At 69.9% G+C, this 21531-nt stretch carries 16 protein-coding genes; 6 read left to right on the forward strand and 10 right to left on the reverse strand.

All coding sequences use genetic code 11. The features are described from left to right. Window positions 1-63: 63 nt before the first annotated feature. Window positions 64-732, forward strand: a complete 669-nt coding sequence (locus J2853_RS15975) for a TetR/AcrR family transcriptional regulator (protein WP_307558687.1) — start codon at window positions 64-66, stop codon at window positions 730-732. Next, a complete protein-coding gene (locus J2853_RS15980) occupies window positions 729-2258 on the forward strand; it encodes an MFS transporter (RefSeq protein ID WP_307558689.1) in 1530 nt (509 codons plus the stop codon). Before J2853_RS15975 ends, J2853_RS15980 begins: the two co-directional genes overlap by 4 nt. Before the next feature lie 30 nt (window positions 2259-2288). On the opposite strand, the gene J2853_RS15985 is transcribed toward J2853_RS15980, so the two are convergent. Continuing rightward, a complete protein-coding gene (locus J2853_RS15985) occupies window positions 2289-3212 on the reverse strand; it encodes an SDR family oxidoreductase (protein ID WP_307558691.1) in 924 nt (307 codons plus the stop codon). A gap of 109 nt (window positions 3213-3321) precedes the next feature. After that, window positions 3322-3831 (reverse strand): helix-turn-helix domain-containing protein, encoded by a 510-nt coding sequence (locus J2853_RS15990; RefSeq protein WP_370879273.1) that lies wholly within the window; start codon window positions 3829-3831, stop codon window positions 3322-3324. A gap of 319 nt (window positions 3832-4150) precedes the next feature. On the opposite strand from J2853_RS15990, the gene J2853_RS15995 reads away from it, so the two are divergent. Both J2853_RS15995 and J2853_RS16000 read left to right on the forward strand, forming a co-directional pair. Next, a complete protein-coding gene (locus J2853_RS15995; RefSeq protein WP_307558692.1) occupies window positions 4151-4591 on the forward strand; it encodes a hypothetical protein in 441 nt (146 codons plus the stop codon). Beyond that, window positions 4588-5751 carry an epoxide hydrolase family protein gene (locus J2853_RS16000; protein WP_307558694.1) on the forward strand — a complete coding sequence of 388 codons (1164 nt, stop codon included), beginning with the start codon at window positions 4588-4590 and terminating at the stop codon, window positions 5749-5751. The genes J2853_RS15995 and J2853_RS16000 overlap by 4 nt, the downstream gene beginning before the upstream one ends. 95 nt (window positions 5752-5846) lie before the next feature. Here the strand turns inward: J2853_RS16000 and J2853_RS16005 are convergent, their stop codons facing one another. The 7 genes from J2853_RS16005 to J2853_RS16035 form a co-directional block, all read right to left on the reverse strand. Beyond that, on the reverse strand, window positions 5847-7274 hold the full coding sequence (locus J2853_RS16005; RefSeq protein WP_307558696.1) for an L-fucose/L-arabinose isomerase family protein: 1428 nt from the start codon (window positions 7272-7274) through the stop codon (window positions 5847-5849). 43 nt (window positions 7275-7317) lie between these two features. Next, window positions 7318-8469, reverse strand: coding sequence for an L-rhamnose isomerase (gene rhaI, locus J2853_RS16010; RefSeq protein ID WP_307558697.1), 1152 nt, complete (start codon window positions 8467-8469; stop codon window positions 7318-7320). A gap of 8 nt (window positions 8470-8477) precedes the next feature. Next, window positions 8478-8795 (reverse strand): L-rhamnose mutarotase, encoded by a 318-nt coding sequence (locus J2853_RS16015; RefSeq protein WP_307558699.1) that lies wholly within the window; start codon window positions 8793-8795, stop codon window positions 8478-8480. A 70-nt stretch (window positions 8796-8865) separates the two neighbouring features. Beyond that, window positions 8866-9954, reverse strand: a complete 1089-nt coding sequence (gene rhaS / locus J2853_RS16020; protein ID WP_307558701.1) for a rhamnose ABC transporter substrate-binding protein — start codon at window positions 9952-9954, stop codon at window positions 8866-8868. Window positions 9955-10001: 47 nt separating this feature from the next. Then, window positions 10002-11048 carry an ABC transporter permease gene (locus J2853_RS16025; protein ID WP_307558702.1) on the reverse strand — a complete coding sequence of 349 codons (1047 nt, stop codon included), beginning with the start codon at window positions 11046-11048 and terminating at the stop codon, window positions 10002-10004. Then, window positions 11041-12069, reverse strand: coding sequence for an ABC transporter permease (locus tag J2853_RS16030; RefSeq protein ID WP_307558704.1), 1029 nt, complete (start codon window positions 12067-12069; stop codon window positions 11041-11043). Before J2853_RS16030 ends, J2853_RS16025 begins: the two co-directional genes overlap by 8 nt. Beyond that, window positions 12066-13574, reverse strand: a complete 1509-nt coding sequence (locus J2853_RS16035; RefSeq protein WP_307558706.1) for a sugar ABC transporter ATP-binding protein — start codon at window positions 13572-13574, stop codon at window positions 12066-12068. Before J2853_RS16035 ends, J2853_RS16030 begins: the two co-directional genes overlap by 4 nt. A gap of 499 nt (window positions 13575-14073) precedes the next feature. Between J2853_RS16035 and J2853_RS16040 the strand changes: the two genes are divergently transcribed. Then, complete coding sequence (locus J2853_RS16040) at window positions 14074-15066, forward strand: peptidase (RefSeq protein WP_307558709.1); 993 nt, start codon at window positions 14074-14076, stop codon at window positions 15064-15066. Between the two features lie 107 nt (window positions 15067-15173). Here the strand turns inward: J2853_RS16040 and J2853_RS16045 are convergent, their stop codons facing one another. Beyond that, a complete protein-coding gene (locus tag J2853_RS16045) occupies window positions 15174-18593 on the reverse strand; it encodes a phosphodiester glycosidase family protein (RefSeq protein ID WP_307558711.1) in 3420 nt (1139 codons plus the stop codon). 541 nt (window positions 18594-19134) lie between these two features. Here J2853_RS16045 and J2853_RS16050 point away from each other — a divergent pair. Further along, on the forward strand, window positions 19135-21531 hold the full coding sequence (locus J2853_RS16050; RefSeq protein WP_307558713.1) for a M4 family metallopeptidase: 2397 nt from the start codon (window positions 19135-19137) through the stop codon (window positions 21529-21531).

Consider the following 21531-nt stretch of genomic DNA (forward strand, 5'->3'; position numbering starts at 1 on the left):
AATTCTAGAATTATTGCCTTTACTCTTGAGGACGACCGTGACGACACCTCCGGAGAGGACCCGATGACACGCAAGCCTGGTGCCTGGGAGTGGAGCCGCACGGCGCAGACCCGTAAGAGCATGCTTCAGGCCGCGCGGGAGGTCTTCACCGAACGCGGCTTCGCCGAGGCCGGCGTGGCCGATGTCGTCGAACGCGCGGGGCTGAGCGTCGGCAGCCTCTACCACCACTTCGGGGGCAAGACCGAGCTGTTCCTCGCGCTGTGGGAGAACCACCAGACCGAGCACGAGGAGAACGCGGCCGGGGCGGTGGCGAAGGCCCGCCAGTCGGGTGTCCACGATCCCCTCGAACTGTTCGTCTCCGGCGCCCGAGCCTTCCTTGAGGGCTCCTGGGAGCGCCGGGACCTGGCCCGGTTGTTCATGGACGGCGACGTGCCACCGGGATTCGAGCTGATGCGCCGTACCCGGGGCCGCACGTGGGTCCGGCAGAACGCGGTCCTGCTGGGGGCGGGCAGCGCCCCCCTCGACCGCCTGACCGTCGCCGTCCTGACAACGATCATCGGCGAGGCGGGCCGGGAGGTCGCCACCTCCGACAGCCGGGAGGACGCCGAACAGATCACCGAGGCCGCGATCGAGCTCATCCGCCGCCTGGACCCGCTCCGCGACCTCCCTCACCCGGACCCGCAGGACCAGGGGCACCGGCAGGAACGGACCGGCGAACCCGGGCCACGGTGATCCGCCGCCGAGCGGCCGGGGCGGAGCACGCGAGCTCGCGGTCGATCGCGCGGAACGCGGCCCCCCAGGAGACCGGGTCCAAGAAGGCCGGGTCCAAGAAGGCCGGGCTCAAGGAGGAGGGCGACCCGTTCTCGTGGCGGTTCACCGCACCGCTGCTCATGGGCTCCGCCCTCAACCCGATCAACAGTTCCCTGATCGCCACCGCCCTCACGCCGATCGCCCACGCCATGGGCGTCTCGGTCGGCAATACCGCCGTGCTGGTGGCCGCCCTCTACCTGGCCAGCGCGATCGCCCAGCCGACCGCCGGCAAGCTGGCCGAGGAGTTCGGTCCCCGCCGGATCTTCCTGGCCGGCGCCTTCTTCGTGCTCGCCGGCGGCGTCCTGGGTGCCCTGGGCCAGAATCTGACAATGCTGCTGGTGTCACGTGTGTTGATCGGCATCGGCACCTCGGCCGGTTATCCGACGGCCATGCTGCTGATCCGGCGTCGCGCGGCGGCGGCCGGGATGCGTGAGCCGCCCGGCGGAGTGCTGGGTGCGCTGTCGATCACCGGACAGGCGACCATCGCACTCGGCCTGCCCCTCGGCGGCCTGCTCGTCGGCGCGGCCGGATGGCGCTGGACCTTCCTGATCAACATCCCGTTCGCGCTCGCCGCCCTGGCGATGACACTCGCCTGGATCCCCCGCGACGTCCCCTCCACGCGGTCGCGGAGCCTGCGCGAACTGAGCGCCCGCATCGACATCGCGGGCATCGCCGGCTTCGGCGGGGCCATGACCTCGCTGCTGGTGTTCCTGATGTCGCTGCCCGAGGCGAACTGGATCGCCCTCGCCCTGGCGATCGTCCTGGCCACCGCGCTGACCGTCTGGGAACTCCGGGCCTCCAGCCCCTTCCTCGACGTACGGCTCCTCGCCTCGAACCTGGCGCTGACCCGCACCTACCTGCGCAGCGGGCTGACTCTGCTGGGCGTGTACACCGTGCTGTACGGCGTCACCCAGTGGCTTGAGGCCGGCCGAGGGTTCTCCTCCGAGCTTGTCGGCCTGCTGGTCCTGCCGATGACCGGACTGGGCGTGCTCGTGTCCCAGGCCGTCGCCCGCCGTGACCTGACACGCGGGGCACTCATCGCCGCCGCCGTCTCCTCCCTGGCCGGCTCGATCGGGATGCTGTTCCTGGACGCGACGGCGCCGGTCATCGCCATCGTCTGTGTGACCATGCTCTTCGGGGTCGCCCTCGGCACCACGTCCATCGGCAACCAGACCGCCCTCTACACCCAGGCCCCGGCCGAGCGGATCGGCACCGCCTCCGGGTTGTTCCGCACCTTCGGCTACATCGGTTCCATCGCCTCCTCCACGATCACCGGTATCGCCTTCAAGAACGACGTCACGGACGGCGGGCTGCACACCATCGCCCTCATCCTCATCGCCGTCAGCGCTCTCATCCTCGTGATGACCCTCGCCGACCGCGCGCTGAGAAACCCCGCCGCGGCCCGCTCCGGACGGGCTGAACGGCGTCGGCGGGGCCGAACCGGATGACCCCGCCGGCGCTCGCCGTCGTGGACGGCCTCAGGTGGCCGACGACGGCCTCCTGCCGTTCTGCAGCGCGTTGGGCGCCGCCTTCCCGACCAGGCCGGGAATCACCTGGCCGAGCTCGGCGGGATCCCAGCGAGATCCCTTGTCGACCTCCGGCCCCGCCTGCCAGCCCTCGGCCACGCTGATCACGCCGCCTCTGACGTTGAAGACCCTGCCGGTGATCTCCCTGGCCTCCTCGCTGGCCAGCCAGACGGCCAGCGGGGCCACGTTGTCGGCCTGAAAGGCGTTGAAGTCGGTGGCGACGGGCCTGGGCCTTCCGGACATGAGGTTCTCGGTCATCCGGGTGAGGGCGGTGGGGGCGAGCGCGTTGACGGTCACGCCGTACCTGGCCAGCTCCTGGGAGGCGATGACGGTGAGCGAGGCGATGCCCGCCTTGGCCGCGCCGTAGTTGCCCTGGCCGGGATTGCCGTAGATGCCCGAGGAGGAGGTGGTGTTGATGATGCGCGCGTCGACGTCCGCCCCGCTCTTGAACCGTTCGCGCCAGTAGGCGGCGGCGTGCCGCATCGGGGCGAAGGTGCCGCGCAGGTGGACCCGGATCACCGCGTCCCACTCGTCGATCGTCATGTTCACCAGCATCCGGTCGCGCAGGATGCCGGCGTTGTTGACCAGGACGTCCAGCTCGCCGTAGTGGTCGATCGCCGCCTGGACGAGCCGTCCGGCGCCGTCGAAGTCGGAGACGTCCTCGCCGTTGGCGATGGCCTCTCCGCCCATCGCCCGGATCTCGTCGACGACCTCTCCCGCCGGTCCCTCCGACGAGCCGGTGCCGTCCACCTTCGCGCCGAGGTCGTTGACGACGACCCTGGCGCCCTGGCGTGCGAACTCCAGGGCGTGACCGCGCCCGATGCCCCGGGCCGCCCCGGTGACGATGACCACCCGCCCCGACACGATGCCGCTCATGCAACCTCCCAATTTTAGAATAAAGTTCTAAACAGGAGCGTGTCGAAGATCTAGGCCGATGTCAACGCCCCTCCGGAGACACCGGCCGGGCGATGGACACGACCGGTCCTCATGGCCCGACGCGCCCGCCCAGAGGGATAACAGTGATCAGGCGCCGCCGCCGAGGACGGCGGCGGCCCCACACATACGCGGGTACGCCCTCCATCGCCGTCAGCAACTCCAGTAGCGCGGGCCGCACCCACTGGCGCTGCGGCGCGGGCCGCCGCCTGTGCTGCTTCGGCTTGGCGAGGTGTAGCAGGTGGGCGTGCTCCGCGTCGGAGAGCTCGAGCGCACCGGAGATCGCGTCCAGCGCCTCGACCGAGACGTTGCGGCCGTTGCCCTGCTCAAGGCGCGTGTAATACGCCATGGAGACCCCGGCGAGCCGTGCCAGCTCCTCCAGCCTCAGACCCGGCACCCGGCGCCGCCGGCCGTACTCGGCGAGCCCCACGTCGGCCGGCTTCAGCCGGGCCCTGCGGGTGCGCAGGAACTCGCTCAGCTCCGTGCGCGGGTCGAGGTGCCGCTCATGGCCGGGGCCCGACACGGCTGCCTGGCCGGTGCGGAGGTCGGGGTGGATGGCCATGCCCCCAATATGCGCCGGGTGGGCCCGGTCGGGGCCCGCCAGCCTGTCCCTGCCGGTGGTAGTCCGCCGGGCGTAGGCAGAGGGGGTGTCTGGGTAACGCCGCACGACCGGAGCAACCTGAATGCCACCCGGGGAAAACGCCCGGGGCCATCCGACCGAGATGCCCTTGCACGACGTTGCGCGCGCCTACCAGGCCATGGACACCCGTCAAGCAGTCAAAGTCGCCGTCCGTCCGTAAGTCCCACGGCAGGGGACGACGACAGGCCGATTTGCGTCAGATCAACTTGACGTCAGATCAACTTGACGCGATGCTGGGATCATGTCCACTCCAGACGACCTCGAGGGCCGGTTCACGCTGCTGACCGCCGTCGCCCGCTACGACCGACTGCGCACCCGCGATGCTCTGGCCTCAGCGTTCGATGATGACGACGACCCCCGGTTCACACCCACCGATCCCGGCACGGCGCCCCTGGCGCGCGACGAGGCGCTGGAACTCCTCGCGCTGGGCGAGGTGATCGCACGGAAGGCGGGCTACGGACGTCAGCTCTCCGTGCGATCCGCCCGGAGAGCCGGCGCTTCGTGGTCGCAGATCGGTGCGGCCCTGGGGACCAGCAAGCAAGCCGCGTGGGAGACGCACGGCCGGTGGATCGACGACCAGGCCGAGCAGCACCGGCGCAGTGGCTACGAGGGCTTGGACGAGAACGATGTGGCGACCGCACGCGCGGTCGCCGGCGAGCCCGAAAGCGAGGAGGCGGAATGAGTGAGCGTGGGGAGACCATCATCCGCCCTTTCACCCTCGACATCCCGCAGGCGGACCTGGACGACTTGGCCGGCCGCCTGGCCGCGACCAGGTGGCCGGACGAGACAGCCGGCGCCGGCTGGTCCCGCGGAGTGCCGCTGGCCTACCTCAAAGAGCTGGCCGAGTACTGGCGCACCGTCTACGACTGGCGGGAACACGAGGCGGACCTCAACCGGATCCCCCAGTTCACGACCACGATCGACAACACCAACGTCCACTTCCTGCACATCCGCTCCGCCGAACCCGATGCGCTGCCGCTGCTGGTCACCCACGGATGGCCCGGATCCATCATCGAGTTCCTCGACGTCATCGGGCCGCTGACCGACCCCCGCGCTCACGGTGGTGACCCCGCCGACGCCTTCCACCTGGTGATCCCCTCCATCCCCGGTTACGGACTGTCCGGGCCGACCCGCGAAGACGGCTGGGATGTGCGCCGCGTCGCCGGGGCCTGGGCCGAGCTGATGCGACGCCTGGGCTACCACCGCTACGGCGCGCAAGGCGGCGACTGGGGACACGCGATCACCCGGGAACTCGGCGTCATCGATGCCGGCCACGTCATAGGAATCCATCTCAACACCCTGTTGACGCTGCCTCCCAGCGACCCGGCCGAGGCGGCCGAGCTCACCGAGGACGACAAAGCGCGGCTTGAACGGATGATCAGCGCGGAACCCGAGATGTCGGGCTACGCGAAGATCCAGGGCACCCGGCCGCAAACACTGGCCTACGCGCTCACCGACTCCCCGGTCGGACAGCTTGCCTGGATCGTCGAGAAGTTCAAAGAGTGGACCGACTCCACCGACATGCCCGAGGACGCGGTCTCCCGTGACCGGCTCCTGACCAACGTGATGCTCTACTGGCTCACCGCCACCGCGGGCTCATCGGCCCGCCACTACTGGGAAGCCTTCCATCCCTCCCACCCTCCGCGCACCGAGCCGCCGGCGACGCCCACCGGAGTGGCGGTCTTCGCCGCGGACCTGGCCCGCCCCGTCCGGCGGCTCGCCGAACGAGACAACACCATCGTCCATTGGTCCGAATTCGACCGAGGCGGCCACTTCGCCGCCATGGAAGAACCGGACCTGTTCACTCACGACGTCCGCGCGTTCTTCCGCCGACTCCGCTGACGGGCCTCCGGAGGGCCGGACGGGCGCGTTCGGCGGATCCGAGCGGGTCACCGGCACGATCACATGCTCGGGGCGACCCGCTCGACACCGGCCTCCTAGGGATTGACCACGACCATCTCTATGCCGAGCAGGTCGGCCACGGCGCGCAGTTCGGCGGCGCGGTGACCGGTGCCCAGGGCCCAGTGGTGGGAGATGCCGGTCGCGCTCCAGGCGTCGGTCCACTCGCCGGGGTCGCACCCGAAGTCCACCCGCGAGGTGGTGTTGCCGATCCGCAGGAGCGGGCCGTCCACCGTGGTCCCCTCGGAGACGACGAAGGCGAACTTCCCGTCCCGCTTCTGCAGCAGGCCGAGGGCGGTCACCGGGCCGTGCGTGACGTCGAACTCGACCGACACGCCCCAGCCGCGCTTGCCGTGGTAGACGCCCAGCCCGCGCAGCAGCGGCCGCTGCGAGCTGATCGCGAGATGGGCCGGCCCGTCGTGGCCCATCTCGACGTGCCCCCGCAGGAAGTCCAGCGCCTGGAACTCGGTGAAGGAGCCTCCGGCGCCGAGCCGGTCCATGACGAGCATGGCCAGGGAGGTGCGCAGCTCGTACTCGCCCGCCGCGGGGATCCCCCTGGCGGTCAGCAGGGACGCACCGAGGATCATGCCGGCGCCGAGACGCTCGTGGATCTCGCCGTCCAGGCCCCGGTGGTAGTAGGCCAGGCTGTCGAGGGCGAAGTCGTCGACGAGCCGGTCCAGGCCGACCGAGACGCGGGCGGCCCAGGAGAAGTCGTCGTCGTTGACCGTGTCGGCCAGCTCGAAGACCTCTCTGGCGAGGTCGGTGCGTTCCTTGACCTCGGCGTCGGTCACCTTCTCCACCCGTACGCGGAGGTCGTCGAACTCCAGCACCTCGACGTGCCCGCCGAGGTTGACCGGGATCAGGGTCAGGTCGGTGGCCACGTCCAGCATGCCGGGGTAGAGGTGGCCCATCAGGCCGTGCCGTCCCCGCTGGAGGGCGGCACGCACCCCGGCGGCCTTGACCCAGCGTCCGATCTTGGCCCAGGCCCGCTCGTCCTCCAGGTACCCCGACACCGATCGGAAGGGGATGCCGGCCCTGATGAAGGTGTTGGCCATCTCCGGCAGCGGGCAGGCGCCGCAGTAGGCCAGCCACTGGCCGGTGTCGAAGGTCTCGTGGTCCATCGACTCGCTCGGCTGCAGGTTGATCAGCAGTACCGGCGCGCCGCTGCGCTGCGCGACGGGGAGCAGCATGGTCGCGGTCATGTAGGTCGTCAGGAAGCCGACGATGATGTCGCAACCGGCCGCGCGGAGCTTCTCCGCCGCCACGGCGCCCTCCTGGGCGTCGGAGATGAAACCGACGTCGATGACGTCGCAACCGAGCTCGCGCATCCGCTCCGACACCCGCTCGGAGGAGCGCTGGAGCTGCGGCAGCAGGTCCGGGAACTGCGGCCAGTAGGCTCCGAGTCCTCCCGCCACCAGCCCCACCTTGGGCCGGGGGGCGTCGATCCGGTTGAGGGCGATGGTCATCGTTGTTCTCTCCTGTCAGTTCTTGTCCGCTCGGCCCCGCTCATCAGGCGCCCCAGCCGGCGGGGGCGCCGCCGACCCGCTCATCACGGACCCTCTCGAAATACCCCGACCGGGCATACGCCGCCATCGGATCGGGATCCAACCCCATCTCGGTGCGCACCTGCCCCAGCAACGGCCGCACATCGGTGTTATACGCATCCATCACCACCGCGTTGGCCCCCAGCACATCCCCCGCCGCCTGCGCCACCGCCAACGCCGCCCGATCCACCAGCAACGCCTTGGCCGTGGCCTCCTGCACATTCATCACCGACCGGATCTGCCCCGCGATCTTCGGCTCGATGTTGTGACACTGATCCAACATGAACGCCACATTCGCCTCGGCGTCATACCCACCCCCGCCGATCACCTCGAACATGATCCGAAACAACTGGAACGGATCCGCCGCCCCCACCATCAGATCGTCATCGGCATAAAACCGCGAGTTGAAATCAAACCCGCCCAGCTTGCCCTCCCGCAGCAAAAACGCCACGATGAACTCGATGTTGGTGCCCGGCGCGTGATGCCCGGTATCCACCACCACCTGCGCCTTGTCGCCCAACCGCAGGCAGTGCGCATACGCCGTGCCCCAGTCCGGCACATCACTGACATAAAACGCCGGCTCGAACAACTTGTACTCCAGCAAGAACCGCTGATGCGCCCCCAGCCGGGCATACACCCGCTCCAGCGCCTGCGCCAGCCGATCCTGCCGGGAGCGGATGTCGTCTTGCCCCGGATAGTTGGTGCCGTCGGAAAACCACAGCTTCAACGTCGCTGAGCCGGTGGCATCCATGATGTCCACGCACTCCAGCAGGTGATCGAGCGCCCGCGCCCGCACCTTCGGGTCCGGGTTGGTCACGCTGCCCAGCATGTAGGCGTCGTCTTGGAAGACGTTGGAGTTGATCGCCCCGATGCCCACCCCCAGCTCCGCCGCCCGTGAGGCCAGGTCGGCGTAGTCGGCCACCCGGTCCCACGGGATGTGCAACGCCACCGTGGGGGCCACCCCGGTGAAGCGGTGCACCTGCGCGGCGTCGGCGAGCTTCTCATACGGGTCCCGGGGCACTCCGGCCTGGGCGAAGACCTTGAAGCGGGTGCCGGAGTCACCGAACGCCCAGGACGGTGTCTCGATGCGCTGCCGCCGCAGCAAATCCTTGATCATTGAAATCCCTAATCCAGATGAAACGCCTCGACGAGGGTCACGAACCCCTCGTCCGGCCTGCCGTCGAGGTCTTCGAAGAACGGCGCCATCTCGGCCTGCCACCGCGCGTTGACCTCGGTCGCCGCCATGCCCTCGCGGGCCGCGTCGAAGTCCTCGGTCTCCAGGTAGCCGACAAGTAGCCCGTCCTGCCGCAGGAACAGTGAGTAGTTGTGCCAGCCGGTGGCCCGCAGGGCGTCCTGCATCTCGGGCCACACCGCCCGGTGCCGCTCGCGGTATTCGTCCAGGCGGTCGGGCCGCACCTTCAGCAGGAAGCAGACACGCTGCATGAAACGCCTTCCTTCCTCCTGCGGCTCGCGCCTCCCCGTGCCGACAGGCGCGAGCCGCAGGAGGCGTCTCTCAGAAGTCGAACTGGTCGATGTTGGCCGCGTCGAAGGTGAACGGCGGGCCGAGGATGATCTCGCCGTCCTTGCCGATGGTCCGCTCGCCGAGCTTGCCCGCCTTGAGCACCTCGCCCTCGGCGCCGGTGATCTGGCCGGAGGCCAGCGCGGCGGCGGCGTAGGAGGCGAGGTAGCCGAGGTCCTTCGGGTTCCACAGCGCGAACTTCTGGACGGTGTCGTCCTTGACGAACTGGCGCATCTGGTTGGGCGTGCCGAGGCCCGTCAGGACGACCTTGCCCTTGTACTTGGAGCCGGAGATGTAGCGGGCCGCGGCGGAGATGCCGACGGTGGTCGGCGAGATGATGCCCTTCAGGTCCGGGTAGGCCTGGAGCAGTCCCTGGGTCTCCTGGAAGGACTTCTGGTCGTCGTCGTCGCCGTAGGCGACCTTGACCAGCTTCATGTCCTTGTACTCGGGCTTGGTGAGCTCGTCCTTCATGAACTCGATCCAGGTGTTCTGGTTCGTCGCGTTGGCCGTCGCGGAGAGGATCGCGATCTCGCCCTTGTGGTCGATCATGTCGGCGAGCAGCTTGACCTGACTGCGGCCGATCTCCTCGGAGTTGGCCTGGTTGATGAAGATGTCCCGGCAGTCCTTGGAGGCGTCCGAGTCATAGGAAACGATCTTGATGCCCTTGGCCCTGGCCTGCTGGAGCGGGCCGCAAACCGCGTTGGCGTCGTTGGCCGCGATCAGGATGGCGTCATGGCCCTGCTGGGTCAGCGTGTTGATGTAGGAGACCTGCGAGGAGGCGGAGGCGTCGGACGGGCCGACCTCCTTGGCGTCGCCCTTGTACTCCGCGGCGGCCTCGATGCCCGCCTTGTCGACGATCGTCTCGTACGGGTTGTTGATCTGCTTGGGCAGGAAGGCGATCTTCAAGCCCTCCTTGATCGGCGCGTTCGGGTCGGCCTTGGCGGGAGCCGAGGACGCGGGGGCCGCGGGAGCCGCGGAGGCGGCCGAGTCCTTGGTGGTCCCGCCACAGGCCGCCAGGCCCAGGACGAGCAGGCTCGCGGCGACGACGGCTGAAGCCATCCGCCGGGGGGCTTTTGTCACCATTGTTCCTCTCTTGTGGATCTCGCTTGATGAGTTCTGGCTGACGTGTTTCACGGGACCGGCGATCGGCGCCGCTGCCGTACGACGGCCGCGAGGCGCGGGGTGAGCACCGAGACGATGAGAAGCAGGCCGGTGACGACCGACTGGATCTCGGTCGTCACGTCGTTGAGCATGAGCAGGTTGCGCAGGAGGCCGATGAGCAGCACCCCGGCGATCACACCGCCGAGGGTGCCCTTGCCCCCGTCGAAGTCGACACCGCCGATCAGCACGGCGGCGATGACCGCCAGCTCGATGCCGACGCCGTTGTCGGCGCGGGCGCTGCCGTACCGGAGGGTGAAGACGACCCCGGCGAAGGCCGCGATCGTGCCGGAGAGCACGAACAGCACGAGCTTGATCCGCTTGACCCGGATCCCGGCGAAGAAGGCGGCCTCCTCCTGCGAGCCGATGGCGAACAGGGACCGGCCGAAACCGGTGGAGTGCAGGACGACGGCGGTCACCACGGCCAGCACGACGAACAGCGCCACCGGATACGGGATCGGGGTGCCGGGCACGTCGTCCACCGCGAGGGAGGCGTACTGCTGGGGGAACTCGGCGATGGCCCTGTCCCCGAGCACGACGTAGGCGAGCCCCCGGTAGAGCGCCATCGTCCCGATGGTGACCGCCAGGGACGGCAGCCCCAGCCGGGTCACCAGGAGACCGTTGACCAGGCCGCACACCGCCCCGACCACGATCACCAACGGGATGATCGTCTCGATCGCCCAACCGGCGTCCCACAGCGAGCCCACCAGCGCGCTGGACAGGCCCAGCACCGAGGCGACCGACAGGTCCACCTCGGCGGCGACGACGAGCATCGTCATCGCCAGGGCGATCAGCGCGATCTCACCGAGGTCCCCGAGCGCGAACGACAGGTTGCCCGCGCTCGCGAAGCTCGGGGAGGTGAACGACCCCCCGAGGAAGACGACCAGCAGCAGGGCCGTGACGAGCACGTCCCAGCGGAGAAGGTGGCCGGCGCCTCGTCTGGAGGCCCCGGAGCCGGGGGCGGGCGGCGCGGGAGACGCCTTCTGGGCCGACGTGGCCCCGGACGTTGTTTCAGACACCGCGGACGTTCCTCCTTCGCAGCAGCCGGGCGACGCGCAGCGCGAGCACCCGGTCGACGCTGATCGCCAGGAGCAGTAGCGCGCCGGTGACGGCCTGCTGCCAGAACGGATTGACGCGCAGCACCACCAGGGCGCTGCCGATCGTCGTGAGGAGCAGGGCACCGAGCGTCGCGCCGTAGACGCTTCCCACCCCGCCGGTGATGGCCACCCCGCCGACGACGACGGCGCTCACGACCAGGAGCTCCCAGCCGTTCGCCGAGTCGGCGACGACCGTGCCGAACCTCGCCAGCCAGAGCACGCCGCCGAGGCCGGCGAGCGACCCGCTCAGCAGGTAGGCGGCCAGGACGCGCCGCCGTACCGGGATCCCCGCCAGGAGCGCGGCCTCGGGGCTGGAGCCGATGGCGTAGAACTCCCGGCCCGACGGGTAGGAGCGCAGGTAGAAGCCCATGGCCAGCATGATGAGAACGGTGATCAGCGGCAGGTACGGCACGCCGAGCACGCTGCCGTTGCCCAGGTCGAGCAGGCCCGCCGGCAGGTCGACCGCGTTGATCTGCCGTCCGTGGGCGAGGTAGTAGTCGATGCCCTGGATGACGTAGAGCGTGCCGAGGGTCACCACGAGCGCGGGCACCCGGCAGAAGCTGACCAGCAGGCCGTTGATCAGCCCGCAGGCGGCGCCGATCGCGACTCCCAGGATCACCACGGAGACGATGCCCCTGCTGTGATCGGCGGACAGGAAGTCTCCGGCGGAGAAGGCGACCAGGCCGACCACCGAGCCGACGGACAGGTCGATGTTCCGCGTCATGACCACCGCCGACTGGCCCACGGCCAGCAGCGCCAGGATCGAGGTGTTGAGCAGGATGTCCTTGACGCCCTGACCGGACAGGAAGTTGGGGTTGGCCGCCGCGGTCACGCCGACCAAAACCACCAGGGCCGCGACCAGGCTCAGCTCCCGCGCCCGGAAGACCAGGTCGACCAGGTTGCGGGCGCTGCGTCCCGCCACCGCCTCCGTCGCCGTACTCATGCGGCCCTCCCGGTCGCTGCGGACATGACGCTCTCCTCGGTGGCGTCGGCGCGGGGGATCTCGGCGGCGATCCGCCCCTCGTGCATGACGAGCACCCGGTCGGCCATGCCCAGCACCTCGGGCAGGTCGGAGGAGATCATCAGCACCGCGATTCCCTGGGCGGCCAGTTCGGAGAGCAGCCGGTGCACCTCGGCCTTGGTGCCGACGTCGATGCCCCGGGTGGGCTCGTCGACGATCAGCACCGAGGGGCCGGTCGCCAGCCACTTGGCCAGCACGACCTTCTGCTGGTTGCCGCCCGACAGCACGCCCACCCCGTCGGTGAGCCGGGCGAACTTCAGTTGCAGCCGCACGGCCCAGTCCCTGGCCCGGTCGCGCTCGGCGGCGCGCGAGATCAGGGGGCCCTTTCTGAGATCCCGCAGGCCCGCCAGCCCGATGTTGCGCTCGATCGACAGTTCCATGACCAGCCCCTGCTGGCGCCGGTCCTCCGGCACCAGGGCCAGCCCCGCCGCCATCGCGGCGGTCGGGGAGGCGGCGGGCAGCCGGGTGCCGCCGACCGTCACCGATCCGGCGTCGAACCGGTCGATCCCGAAGATCGCTCGCGCGACCTCGCTGCGACCGGCCCCGACCAGGCCGGCCAGCGCCACGATCTCGCCCCTTCGCACCTCGAAGGAGACGTCGGCGAAGACGCCCTCCCTGGTCAGCCGGTCCACCTTCAGGGCGACCTCGCCCGGCACGGTCTCCTGCTTGGGGTAGAGGGCGTCCAGGTCACGGCCGACCATGCGCCGGATCAGGTCGTCGTGGGTCAGGCCCTCGACCGGTTCGCCGGCGATCCAGGCGCCGTCGCGGAGGGTCGTGACCCGCTGGCAGAGCTCGAAGATCTCATCCAGCCGGTGGGAGATGAACAGTACCGCGCACCCCTGCTCCCGCAGCGCCTTGACGACGTTGAACAGCCGGGCCACCTCATTGCCCGACAGGGCGGCGGTGGGCTCGTCCATGATGAGCACCCGCGCGTTCCTGGACAGGGCCTTGGCGATCTCGACGAGCTGCTGGTCGGCGATGGACAGGCCGCGGGCGGGGCGCTGCGGGTCGAGCCCGACGCCGAGCCGCTCGAACAGCCTGTCGGCCTCGGCGTTCATGGCCCTGCGGTCGATGCGGCCCAGACCGCCCCGGGGCTGGCGGCCCATGAAGATGTTCTCGGCGACCGACAGGTCGGGGAAGAGCGTCGGCTCCTGGTAGATGACGGCGACGCCCGCCTGCTGTGCGTCGGCCGGTCCGTGGAAGACCACGGGCTCGCCGTCCAGCAGGATCTGGCCGCTGTCGGGGCGATGCACCCCGGCCAGCGTCTTGACCAGTGTCGACTTTCCGGCGCCGTTCTCTCCGGCGAGAGCGTGTGCCTCACCGGCGAAGAGCTCCAGCGAGACGTCTCGTAGTGCCCGTACCGCGCCGAAGGCCTTGCTGACATGTGATAGCGCCAGAGTGGGCTGCTCTGTCCCGGTTTCTCCCACCAGCAGCTCCTGCCAAAAACGATTTAACGGGTTGTGGTGGACAGTAGAACCAAGCTCCGACGGGTGTCAATGGAGCATGAACATGCCGTTTCCTTAGCGTTACACGACCTCCGGCGCCGCATCGCGGCATCCCGCCAGGCCAGCTCACCCGCGCACGACGGGCCGTGCGAGGAGCTTCCGCTTATTACGTTTTAACAACCCCGGCCGGAACCAGACCCGGAAGGCCGCCGGCGAAGTTGACGAGACTTTTGACCTCAACGCGAACACGGAGAGTAAAGCACTGAAAACGGATCGTGTTAGCTTCTGAAGACTTGATCCACTTCGAATGGAGAAGCTCGCTTTCGAAGGCTCTTCCACCTTCCGCATCACTACGGTTCGGGGATCCACCATGCGCAGTCCGCTGTTCGGCACCGCCGCGTCCGCCGCCCTCGCCCTGCTCGCCGGCACCCATACCGGCGCGATCACCCACTCGGTGGCCTAGCCGGGATCAGCGACAATCGTGTTTCGCCGTCTCACCGCTCTGGCCCTGTTGATGACCGCCGCGCTCGCCCCGGCCACCGGCATCTCGCAGGCATCCGCCCGGCCCGCACCGGACGGCATCGGGATCCGGCCGGTCGACGTACCTATCGTGACCAGGGCCGATCCACGGGCCCGGCGCTACATCGTCGACCACCTCAAACCAGGCATGGTCATCAACCGGCACCTCGAGGTGTCCAACCCGACCGACGAGCCTCTGCGGGTGGCGATCTATCCGGCCGCGGCGTCGATCAGCGACGGAAGGTTCGCGTTCGCCGACGGTCGCGCCTCCAACGAGCTGTCCACCTGGACATCCACGACTCCCCACAGGCTGTCCCTGGCACCGCACACCAGCTCCAGGGCCACCGTGACCGTCACCGTTCCGGACGACGCCTCCGCCGGAGAGCGCTACGCCATGGTGTGGGCCGAGGTGGGCACGATCACGCCGCCCGGCGGCATCCGCGAGGTGAACCGTGCCGGCGTCCGGATCTATCTCTCGATCGGCCCTGGTGACGCGCCGCCGACGGACTTCACCATCGACACGCTGACCACCCAGCGGACGGCCGAGGGCAGGCCGATACTCCTCGCCCAGGTGCGCAACACGGGGGGCCGCGCCCTCGATCTGACCGGTGACCTGCGGCTCTCGGACGGTCCACGGGGCATGGGTGCGGGATCGTTCGACGTCCAGCCCGGCACGACCCTCCCGCCCGGCGGCACCGGCACCGCCACCGTGGCCCTCGGGGACCAGGTGCCCGATGGGCCGTGGCAGGCACGGATCCGCCTGCGGAGCGGACTGGTGGAACGCCTCGCCAAGGCGACCATCCGCTTCCCGCCTTCCGCCGGCGTGGCGGCGGCGTCGACGGAGGCGGATCTCCTCCCTGTGGCGATCGCGGCGGGTCTGGTTCTGAGCGTGACCGGGCTGGCCGTCGTCTTCCTCGGGCGCGGCCGCCGGCGCGCCGCTCACACGCGACCGTGACGACCCTCTGTGGTACGGCCTGGCCGTATCACAGAGGGTCTCGCCGGCGATTCGACCGCCCTGCCCCAGCGGACCCACGGACCGCTGGGGCAGCGCGGGTCTTCAGGTCAGGCCGCCGCCCGCGCCGACAGCGTGACCGTCGACCGCCGGGTGACGCCGTTCACGGTGACCGCGACGACGACCTGTCCCGCGCGCAGCGCCGTGAGCGTTCCCGTGGCGGGATCGAGCACCGCGACATGGCGCGACTTCGCCCCGGCGCGGGTGCCGATGTGGAGGTTCGGCGAGCCCGACCAGTCCGCCGACGCGGGATAGGCGACGGGCACCGTACGGGTTCCCTGTGACAGGCTCGCCGCGACGTGGCCGGGCCTGCCGATCTCCACCGACGCGGGCGCGGTGAGCGTCAGCTCGTCGACGTGCGGGCGGACCTGCGTGCCGATCCAGGCCGGGGCGTCGGCGAACCAGTTGCGGCGCACGTGCGCCGCCTCCTGCTCGCTCACCGGATCGACCCCCCACAGCGACCAGCCGGTGAATCCTCCGTCGTCGGCGGCCGTGGCCGGGTTCTTGCCCGCGTTGCCGTTGACGAAGTACGGCACGGCGTCGATCCGCGAGGCGTGGAAGGTCCCGACGTGGGCGCCGATGTAGGCGGCTCCCTTGCCGGTGGTGCGCTGGAAGTCGGCGAGCCAGCCCTCGACCAGCGCGGCCTCCTTGCGGTCGCCGAGCTGGCTTGCCTTGCCGGGCGTCGGATCGCGCGGCGGCACGTGGAACAGCACCGCGACCGAGCCGATCGACGGGTCCTTCGCCGCCGCGTCAAGGCGCTCGCGCAACATGGCCACCTGCTCGAACCCTCCACCCCCCAGGTTCAGCCGCGAGGTGTCGAGGGTCACGAAACGGGTTCCCCTGTGGTCGAAGCTGCCGTACGTGTCGCCGAAGACCGACCGGAAATTGTCGATCTTCCCGCCCATGACCTCGTGGTTTCCCGGCAGGTAGTGGACGGGTAGCTCGCCGTGGAGTTCCTCGTCGAGGATCCGCCTGGCGAGCGCGAAGTCCTCAGGTGACGCCTCGTCGACGAGGTCTCCGTTGATGAGCAGGAAGTCGGGCCTGGCCGCCTTGATCTCCCGCAGGGTGCGGCGGGCGGCCGCGACGAGGTCGCTGTCGGGGTTCCGGGCCACGAACTGGGCGTCGGACATGACCGCGAACCGCCATGGCATCGCCGCGACCTCCGCCCCGGTGCGGACCACCGGGTCGGCCGTCCTCGGAGCCACCGGCGCGGTCAGGGACGGCGGCACCCTCGCGACGAGCCCGTCGACGACGATCTCGTTGGTGTACTTCTGGTCGGCCTTGGTCTCCGCGACGTAGAAGCGCCGGAGCCTGAGCGGGTGATTCGTCCCCGGCGGCACGGTGAACTCGACGAATCTCCAGCCGGTCCAGGTGAGGTAGGGACCTCGCAGGATCTGCGACTGCCCCTGCGCGTCGTAGAACTCCAGGCTCGGCCACTCCCCCTTGCCCGTCGAGTGGATCCACATGCCGAACGCCTGCGGCTGGCCGGGCACGACGACCTGCTGGGGCGGGGAGGCGTAGGCCGCACGGGTCGCCGTCGACTGCGTGAAGTCGTAGGCGAGCTTCAGCCCGCCGCCGCTCTGGCCCGGCGTCGCCGACAGCGAGCCCGTCGCGCGCGCCGCGGCGAACGTCCACGATCCCGCGTCCTCGAAGTCGGCGACCGGGACGCTCTCGTATCCGATGGTCACCGGCACCGCGGTGCTGAAGCCGCCGGCCCTCAACGTCACCAGGCCCGAACCGACCTCCTTCTTCGCCTTCACGGTGAAGAAGCCGTGTTCGGAGGCGACGACGTCGAGCAGTTCCCTGTCGTAGTCGAGCCGCACGTCGGCCGGTTCGATGGGGGCGGAGTTGCCGTTGCGGTCGTAGCCGACCACGCCGAACGTCCCCGTGGCGTTCGCACCCGCGAGGCCCACCAGGTCGGCCGTGGCGCCCACGCGCGCGAGGGGTTGCAGAACCGTGAGATCGATCTCTCCCTTTTTGCCGTCGCGCGACGCGGTGACGGTCGTCTGCCCGGGCAGGAGCGCGCGGAAGGTGCCGCGATCGACGAGGCCGTGCACCGCCTTGCTCACCCGCCACGAGGGAGTGCCCGCCGCGGGGCCGTACGTCTCGTCGTGACCGGCGGCGGTGAGTTCGCGGGTGAACCCGGGGAACACCCGGTCGGGACGACCGCCGCTGACCGGCCCGGCGCCCGGAGCCCTGGCCGGGTCGCTCGCCGTCTCCACCCAGAAGCCCTTGAGCCTGCCGCTTCCGGCGGGTGCGTAGAGCGCGAGGCCGTTGGGGACGTGCCGCTCGCCTCCGTCGGAGGGACTGTTCTCGATCTGGGCCTCGGCGGAGCCGGGCTCGCGGGCGAGCATCGTCGAGGAGCCGCCGCCGTCGAGGTTCAGCGCGTCGTGGGCGCCCAGCTCGGCCATCATCGCGCCGAGTTCGGTGAGCGTGACGCCCCTGCTGTCGGCCTGCCGGCCGTCGACGGTCAGCAGGTACATCCTGCGGCCGTCGGCGGAGAACCCGACGGCGGTGCGCGGGTGGGCCGTGTTGTCGGCCGAGGTCTGCACGACGCCGTCCTTGACGAGGACCTGGCTGCCGCCGACGGCCACCTCGACCGTCCTGCCGTCGGAGGACTTCGGCTGGTATCTCACCTCGACGCGGTCGCCCGTCTTCAGCGCGGCGAGCGCGGCCGCCCCGGCGTCCCGGCCGAGCAGGATCGTCGTGCCCGCGGGGATCGGGCCGCTCCCGGCGGAGGCTCGCACCTCGGTGACGGCACCGTTCCTGAGCTCGACCTCGGTGACCGCGTCCGAGCCCTCGACCGCGCGGGCCCTGCCGTAGGAGCCCCAGAGCGGGGTGAACAGCCCGACGCCGTCGTCCTGAATGAGCTGGTTGAACTGGGTCAGCGTGATCGGGGCGCCGCCCTCGGGGGACGCGGTGCCGTCGAAGTACATCCGCAGCACCCGTCCGACCCCGTCGGCCGTGATCGCGACGGCGTTGTCGTGGCCGGCGATCGGGCTCTGCACGAGGTCGCCCTCGTGGACGCCGATGCCCTGAGCCGCGCCGGAGTTGTTGATGTCGAAGAAGTCCCCGTTGACGGCGGCGACGGCGCGGGCCCTTCCCGCCGGCACGGACAGCGGCTCGTCCTTCGAGACCTCGCCGGAGTACAGGTAGCCGGCGCTCGCGCCGCCCGTGAGATCGGCGGAGATCGTGTCGGCACGCAACCAGCCGGCGCTGTCGTAGCGGTCGAAGGAGGTGAGGGTGATGCCCGGCGCGACCGGCCGGGTCCTCTTCGCCGTCTCCAGCCGCCCGGTGGGCGGGGCGACGAGCAGCGTGGAGCGGGCGGGCTGGGACGACGCCGGCGGCGCGTCCTCCGCGAGGGTCTGCTGGGGCGGCGGGTCGGCCTGTACGGGCCCGGCCGCGCCGAACGTGAGTGTGAGGGCGAGCACGGCGGTGGCCGCGAGGCGGAGACGGTGGTGTGGGGGCACCCCCGAACCCAATCGCGTAATGGTTACAAGTTTCAAGACCCAGAGATGTCTTAAAAGAAAATTTCAGACTTTCGGGGTCCCCGGGACGCCGCGGGCGGAGCCCGCGGTCCGGCGCCCGCCGTCGTCGCGATCGAATACGCCGGGGCGGACCGGCCGGGCGATTCGCCGGCCGTCCGGCGCTCGCGGGCGGGCGGTGCGAAGGCGCTGATCAGCGTCCACCGGACGTCGAGGGCCCACAACTCGCCCGCTGTCCTAAATCGGCCATCACTGCACTGATCAGGCACGTCAGGTAAATCACTCAACTAATGCCAAACAGTGAATTCAATATTGTTTACCAAAACATTGACGAAGAGGGGCGGATGGAGTCAAATGCGGATCAGTCCCACCAGTACTGGCGAGCCTCTCCGCCCCAATTTCCGTCAACGCCAGCGCGCGGCGTTCGCGGATTTCACGGCGAGTTCTCGCGTCCAGAAGGTTCGACGGGTCACGACCGCCCTCCAAAAGAGTTCGTGGTCCCGTCGCCCAGCAGAAGGAGTACCGCGTGAAACGCTCTGTTGCGTTTGCGCTAGTGGCCGCGGCGACCAGCGTGGTCGTGTCACTGTCCACCGCATCGGCTGGAGCAGCGGGGCTGACCGCCCTGGCTCCTCCCGACACCCCCGCCCAGGCCGCCGACCGTATGGTCGAAGCCCAGCCCGCCGTCCTCAAGGCATCGGCCAGGGACAAGTTCCTCCGCCACAGCGCCGTCGCGGGCAAGGGAGGGCTCAACTACGTCTCCTACACCCGCACCTATTCCGGCCTGCCGGTCTACGGCGGCGACTTCGTCGTCGTCACCAACCCCAGCGGCGGGGTGCTGAGCACGTCGATCGCCCAGAACGAGCCGTTGAACGTCAGCGTCCTCCCCAAGGTGCCGGTGGACAGGGCCGCGGAGATCGCCAAGGGCGAGGGCACCGAGGTCACCGAGGTCACCGCGCCGAAGCTGACGGTGATGGCCCAGGGCGCGGGACGGCTCGCCTACGAGGTCGTCGTGAACGGCACGGCTCAGGGTCGCGAGAGCAAGCTCCACGTCTTCGTCGACGCCCAGACCGGTGAGGTCGTCGAGAAGTGGGACGAGGTCCAGGACGGCCAGGGCTCCGGCTACTACAACGGTCCGGTCACCATCGGCACCACGCAGTCCGGCTCGACCTACTCCATGACCGACCCCGCCCGCCCGGGCGTCCGCTGCGGCGGTCAGGGCGGCACCGCCTACACCGGGCCCGACGACAGCTGGGGCAACGCCACGGGCACCAACCTGGAGACCGCCTGCGTGGACGCGCTCTACGCGGTGGGCAAGCAGTGGGACATGCTGAGCGCGTGGCTCGGCCGTAACGGCATCAACGGCACCGGCGGCGGCTTCCCCATCAGGGTCGGGCTCAACGACGCCAACGCCTTCTGGAACGGCAGCTACACCAACTTCGGCCGCTCGTCCGACAGCCAGCGACAGGCGACCCCGATGGATGTGGTGGCCCACGAGTTCGGCCACGCCATCTTCCAGACCACTCCCGGCGGTTCGGGCGGCAGCACCGAGAAGGGCGGGCTCAACGAGTCGACCGGTGACATCTTCGGCGCGCTGACCGAGTTCTACGCCAACCAGCCGGCCCAGTACGACCCGCCGGACCTGAGCGTGGGCGAGGAGGTCAACCTGTCCGGCAACGGGCCGATCCGCTACATGCACAGGCCGTCACAGGTCTCCGGTCACCCCGACTGCTACTCCTCCTCGGTGCCGAGCCTTGAGGTGCACCGCGGAGCGGGCGTGCAGAACCACTGGTTCTACCTGCTCTCCCAGGGCACGAACCCGACCAACGGGCAGCCGGTCAGCCCCACCTGCAACGGCTCCACCGTCACCGGGATCGGCATCCAGAAGGCCGGCCAGATCTTCATGGGCGCGCTGCAGCGCAAGACCACGACCTGGACCCACCAGCTCGTCCGCAGGGCCTCGCTGGAAGCCGCGATCCAGCTGTTCCCCGGCTCCTGTGCCGAGTTCAACGCGACCAAGGCGGCCTGGACCGCGGTGAGCGTTCCCGCCGCGTCGGGCGAGCCCGCCTCGTGCGCGTCGGGCAACGACTTCTCCCTGACGCTCAACCCGACCTCGGCGAACGTGCAGCCCGGCCAGCAGGCCACCGCGACGGTCGGCACGCAGACCACCTCGGGAAGCGCCCAGAGCGTGTCGTTCTCGGCGTCCGGCCTGCCCTCGGGCGCGACCGCCTCCTTCAGCCCGGCCTCGGTGACCTCGGGCGGCTCCTCCACCCTGACGATCTCGGTCCCCGCGGGCACGGCCTCCGGCTCCTACAGCGTGATCGTCACCGCTGACGGGTCCAGCGTCGACAGGACGGCCACGTTCACACTCACCGTCGGTGCGGCGAGCAACGTCGTCTTCAACGACACGTTCGAGACCGGCCTCGGCTGGACCACGAACGCGAGCGGCACCGACACCGCCACCTCCGGCGTGTGGGAGCGCGGCGACCCCGCGGCGACCGCCTCGGGGACGGCCCTCCAGCTCGGCACCACCGTCAGCGGGACCAACGGGCTGGTGACCGGCCGCCTGGCCGGCACCGCCGCGGGTGACTACGACGTCGACGGCGGACTGACCAGCATCAGATCGCCCGAGATCGCCCTGCCCACCGGGACGCTGACACTCAATCTGTCCTGGTATCTCGCCCACCTCAACAACGCCTCCAGCGCCGACTACTTCCGGGTGCGCGTGCTGTCCGGCGCCACCAGCACCCAGGTCTTCCAGCAGCTGGGCGCGGCCTCCAACCGCGCCGGAGCCTGGCAGACCGCGACGGTCAACCTGTCGAGCTACGCCGGTCAGACCATCCGGCTCCTGATCGAGACCGCCGACGCCTCGACGGCCAGCCTCGTCGAGGCCGGAGTCGACAACGTGACGATCACCAGGTCCTGA

Origin of the sequence: Streptosporangium lutulentum (assembly GCF_030811455.1) — a bacterium.
In the GTDB taxonomy this organism is placed as follows: Bacteria; Actinomycetota; Actinomycetes; order Streptosporangiales; family Streptosporangiaceae; genus Streptosporangium; species Streptosporangium lutulentum.

What these genes read in the sequence shown, in the direction of transcription:
- J2853_RS15975 (WP_307558687.1), top strand. Translation starts at nt 64, where the DNA reads ATGACACGCAAGCCTGGTGCCTGGGAGTGGAGCCGCACGGCGCAGACC.
- J2853_RS16000 (WP_307558694.1), top strand. Translation starts at nt 4,588, where the DNA reads ATGAGTGAGCGTGGGGAGACCATCATCCGCCCTTTCACCCTCGACATC.
- J2853_RS16030 (WP_307558704.1), bottom strand. Translation starts at nt 12,069, where the DNA reads ATGAGTACGGCGACGGAGGCGGTGGCGGGACGCAGCGCCCGCAACCTG.
- rhaS (WP_307558701.1), bottom strand. Translation starts at nt 9,954, where the DNA reads ATGGTGACAAAAGCCCCCCGGCGGATGGCTTCAGCCGTCGTCGCCGCG.
- rhaI (WP_307558697.1), bottom strand. Translation starts at nt 8,469, where the DNA reads ATGATCAAGGATTTGCTGCGGCGGCAGCGCATCGAGACACCGTCCTGG.
- J2853_RS15990 (WP_370879273.1), bottom strand. Translation starts at nt 3,831, where the DNA reads ATGGCCATCCACCCCGACCTCCGCACCGGCCAGGCAGCCGTGTCGGGC.
- J2853_RS16005 (WP_307558696.1), bottom strand. Translation starts at nt 7,274, where the DNA reads ATGACCATCGCCCTCAACCGGATCGACGCCCCCCGGCCCAAGGTGGGG.
- J2853_RS15985 (WP_307558691.1), bottom strand. Translation starts at nt 3,212, where the DNA reads ATGAGCGGCATCGTGTCGGGGCGGGTGGTCATCGTCACCGGGGCGGCC.
- J2853_RS15995 (WP_307558692.1), top strand. Translation starts at nt 4,151, where the DNA reads ATGTCCACTCCAGACGACCTCGAGGGCCGGTTCACGCTGCTGACCGCC.
- J2853_RS16015 (WP_307558699.1), bottom strand. Translation starts at nt 8,795, where the DNA reads ATGCAGCGTGTCTGCTTCCTGCTGAAGGTGCGGCCCGACCGCCTGGAC.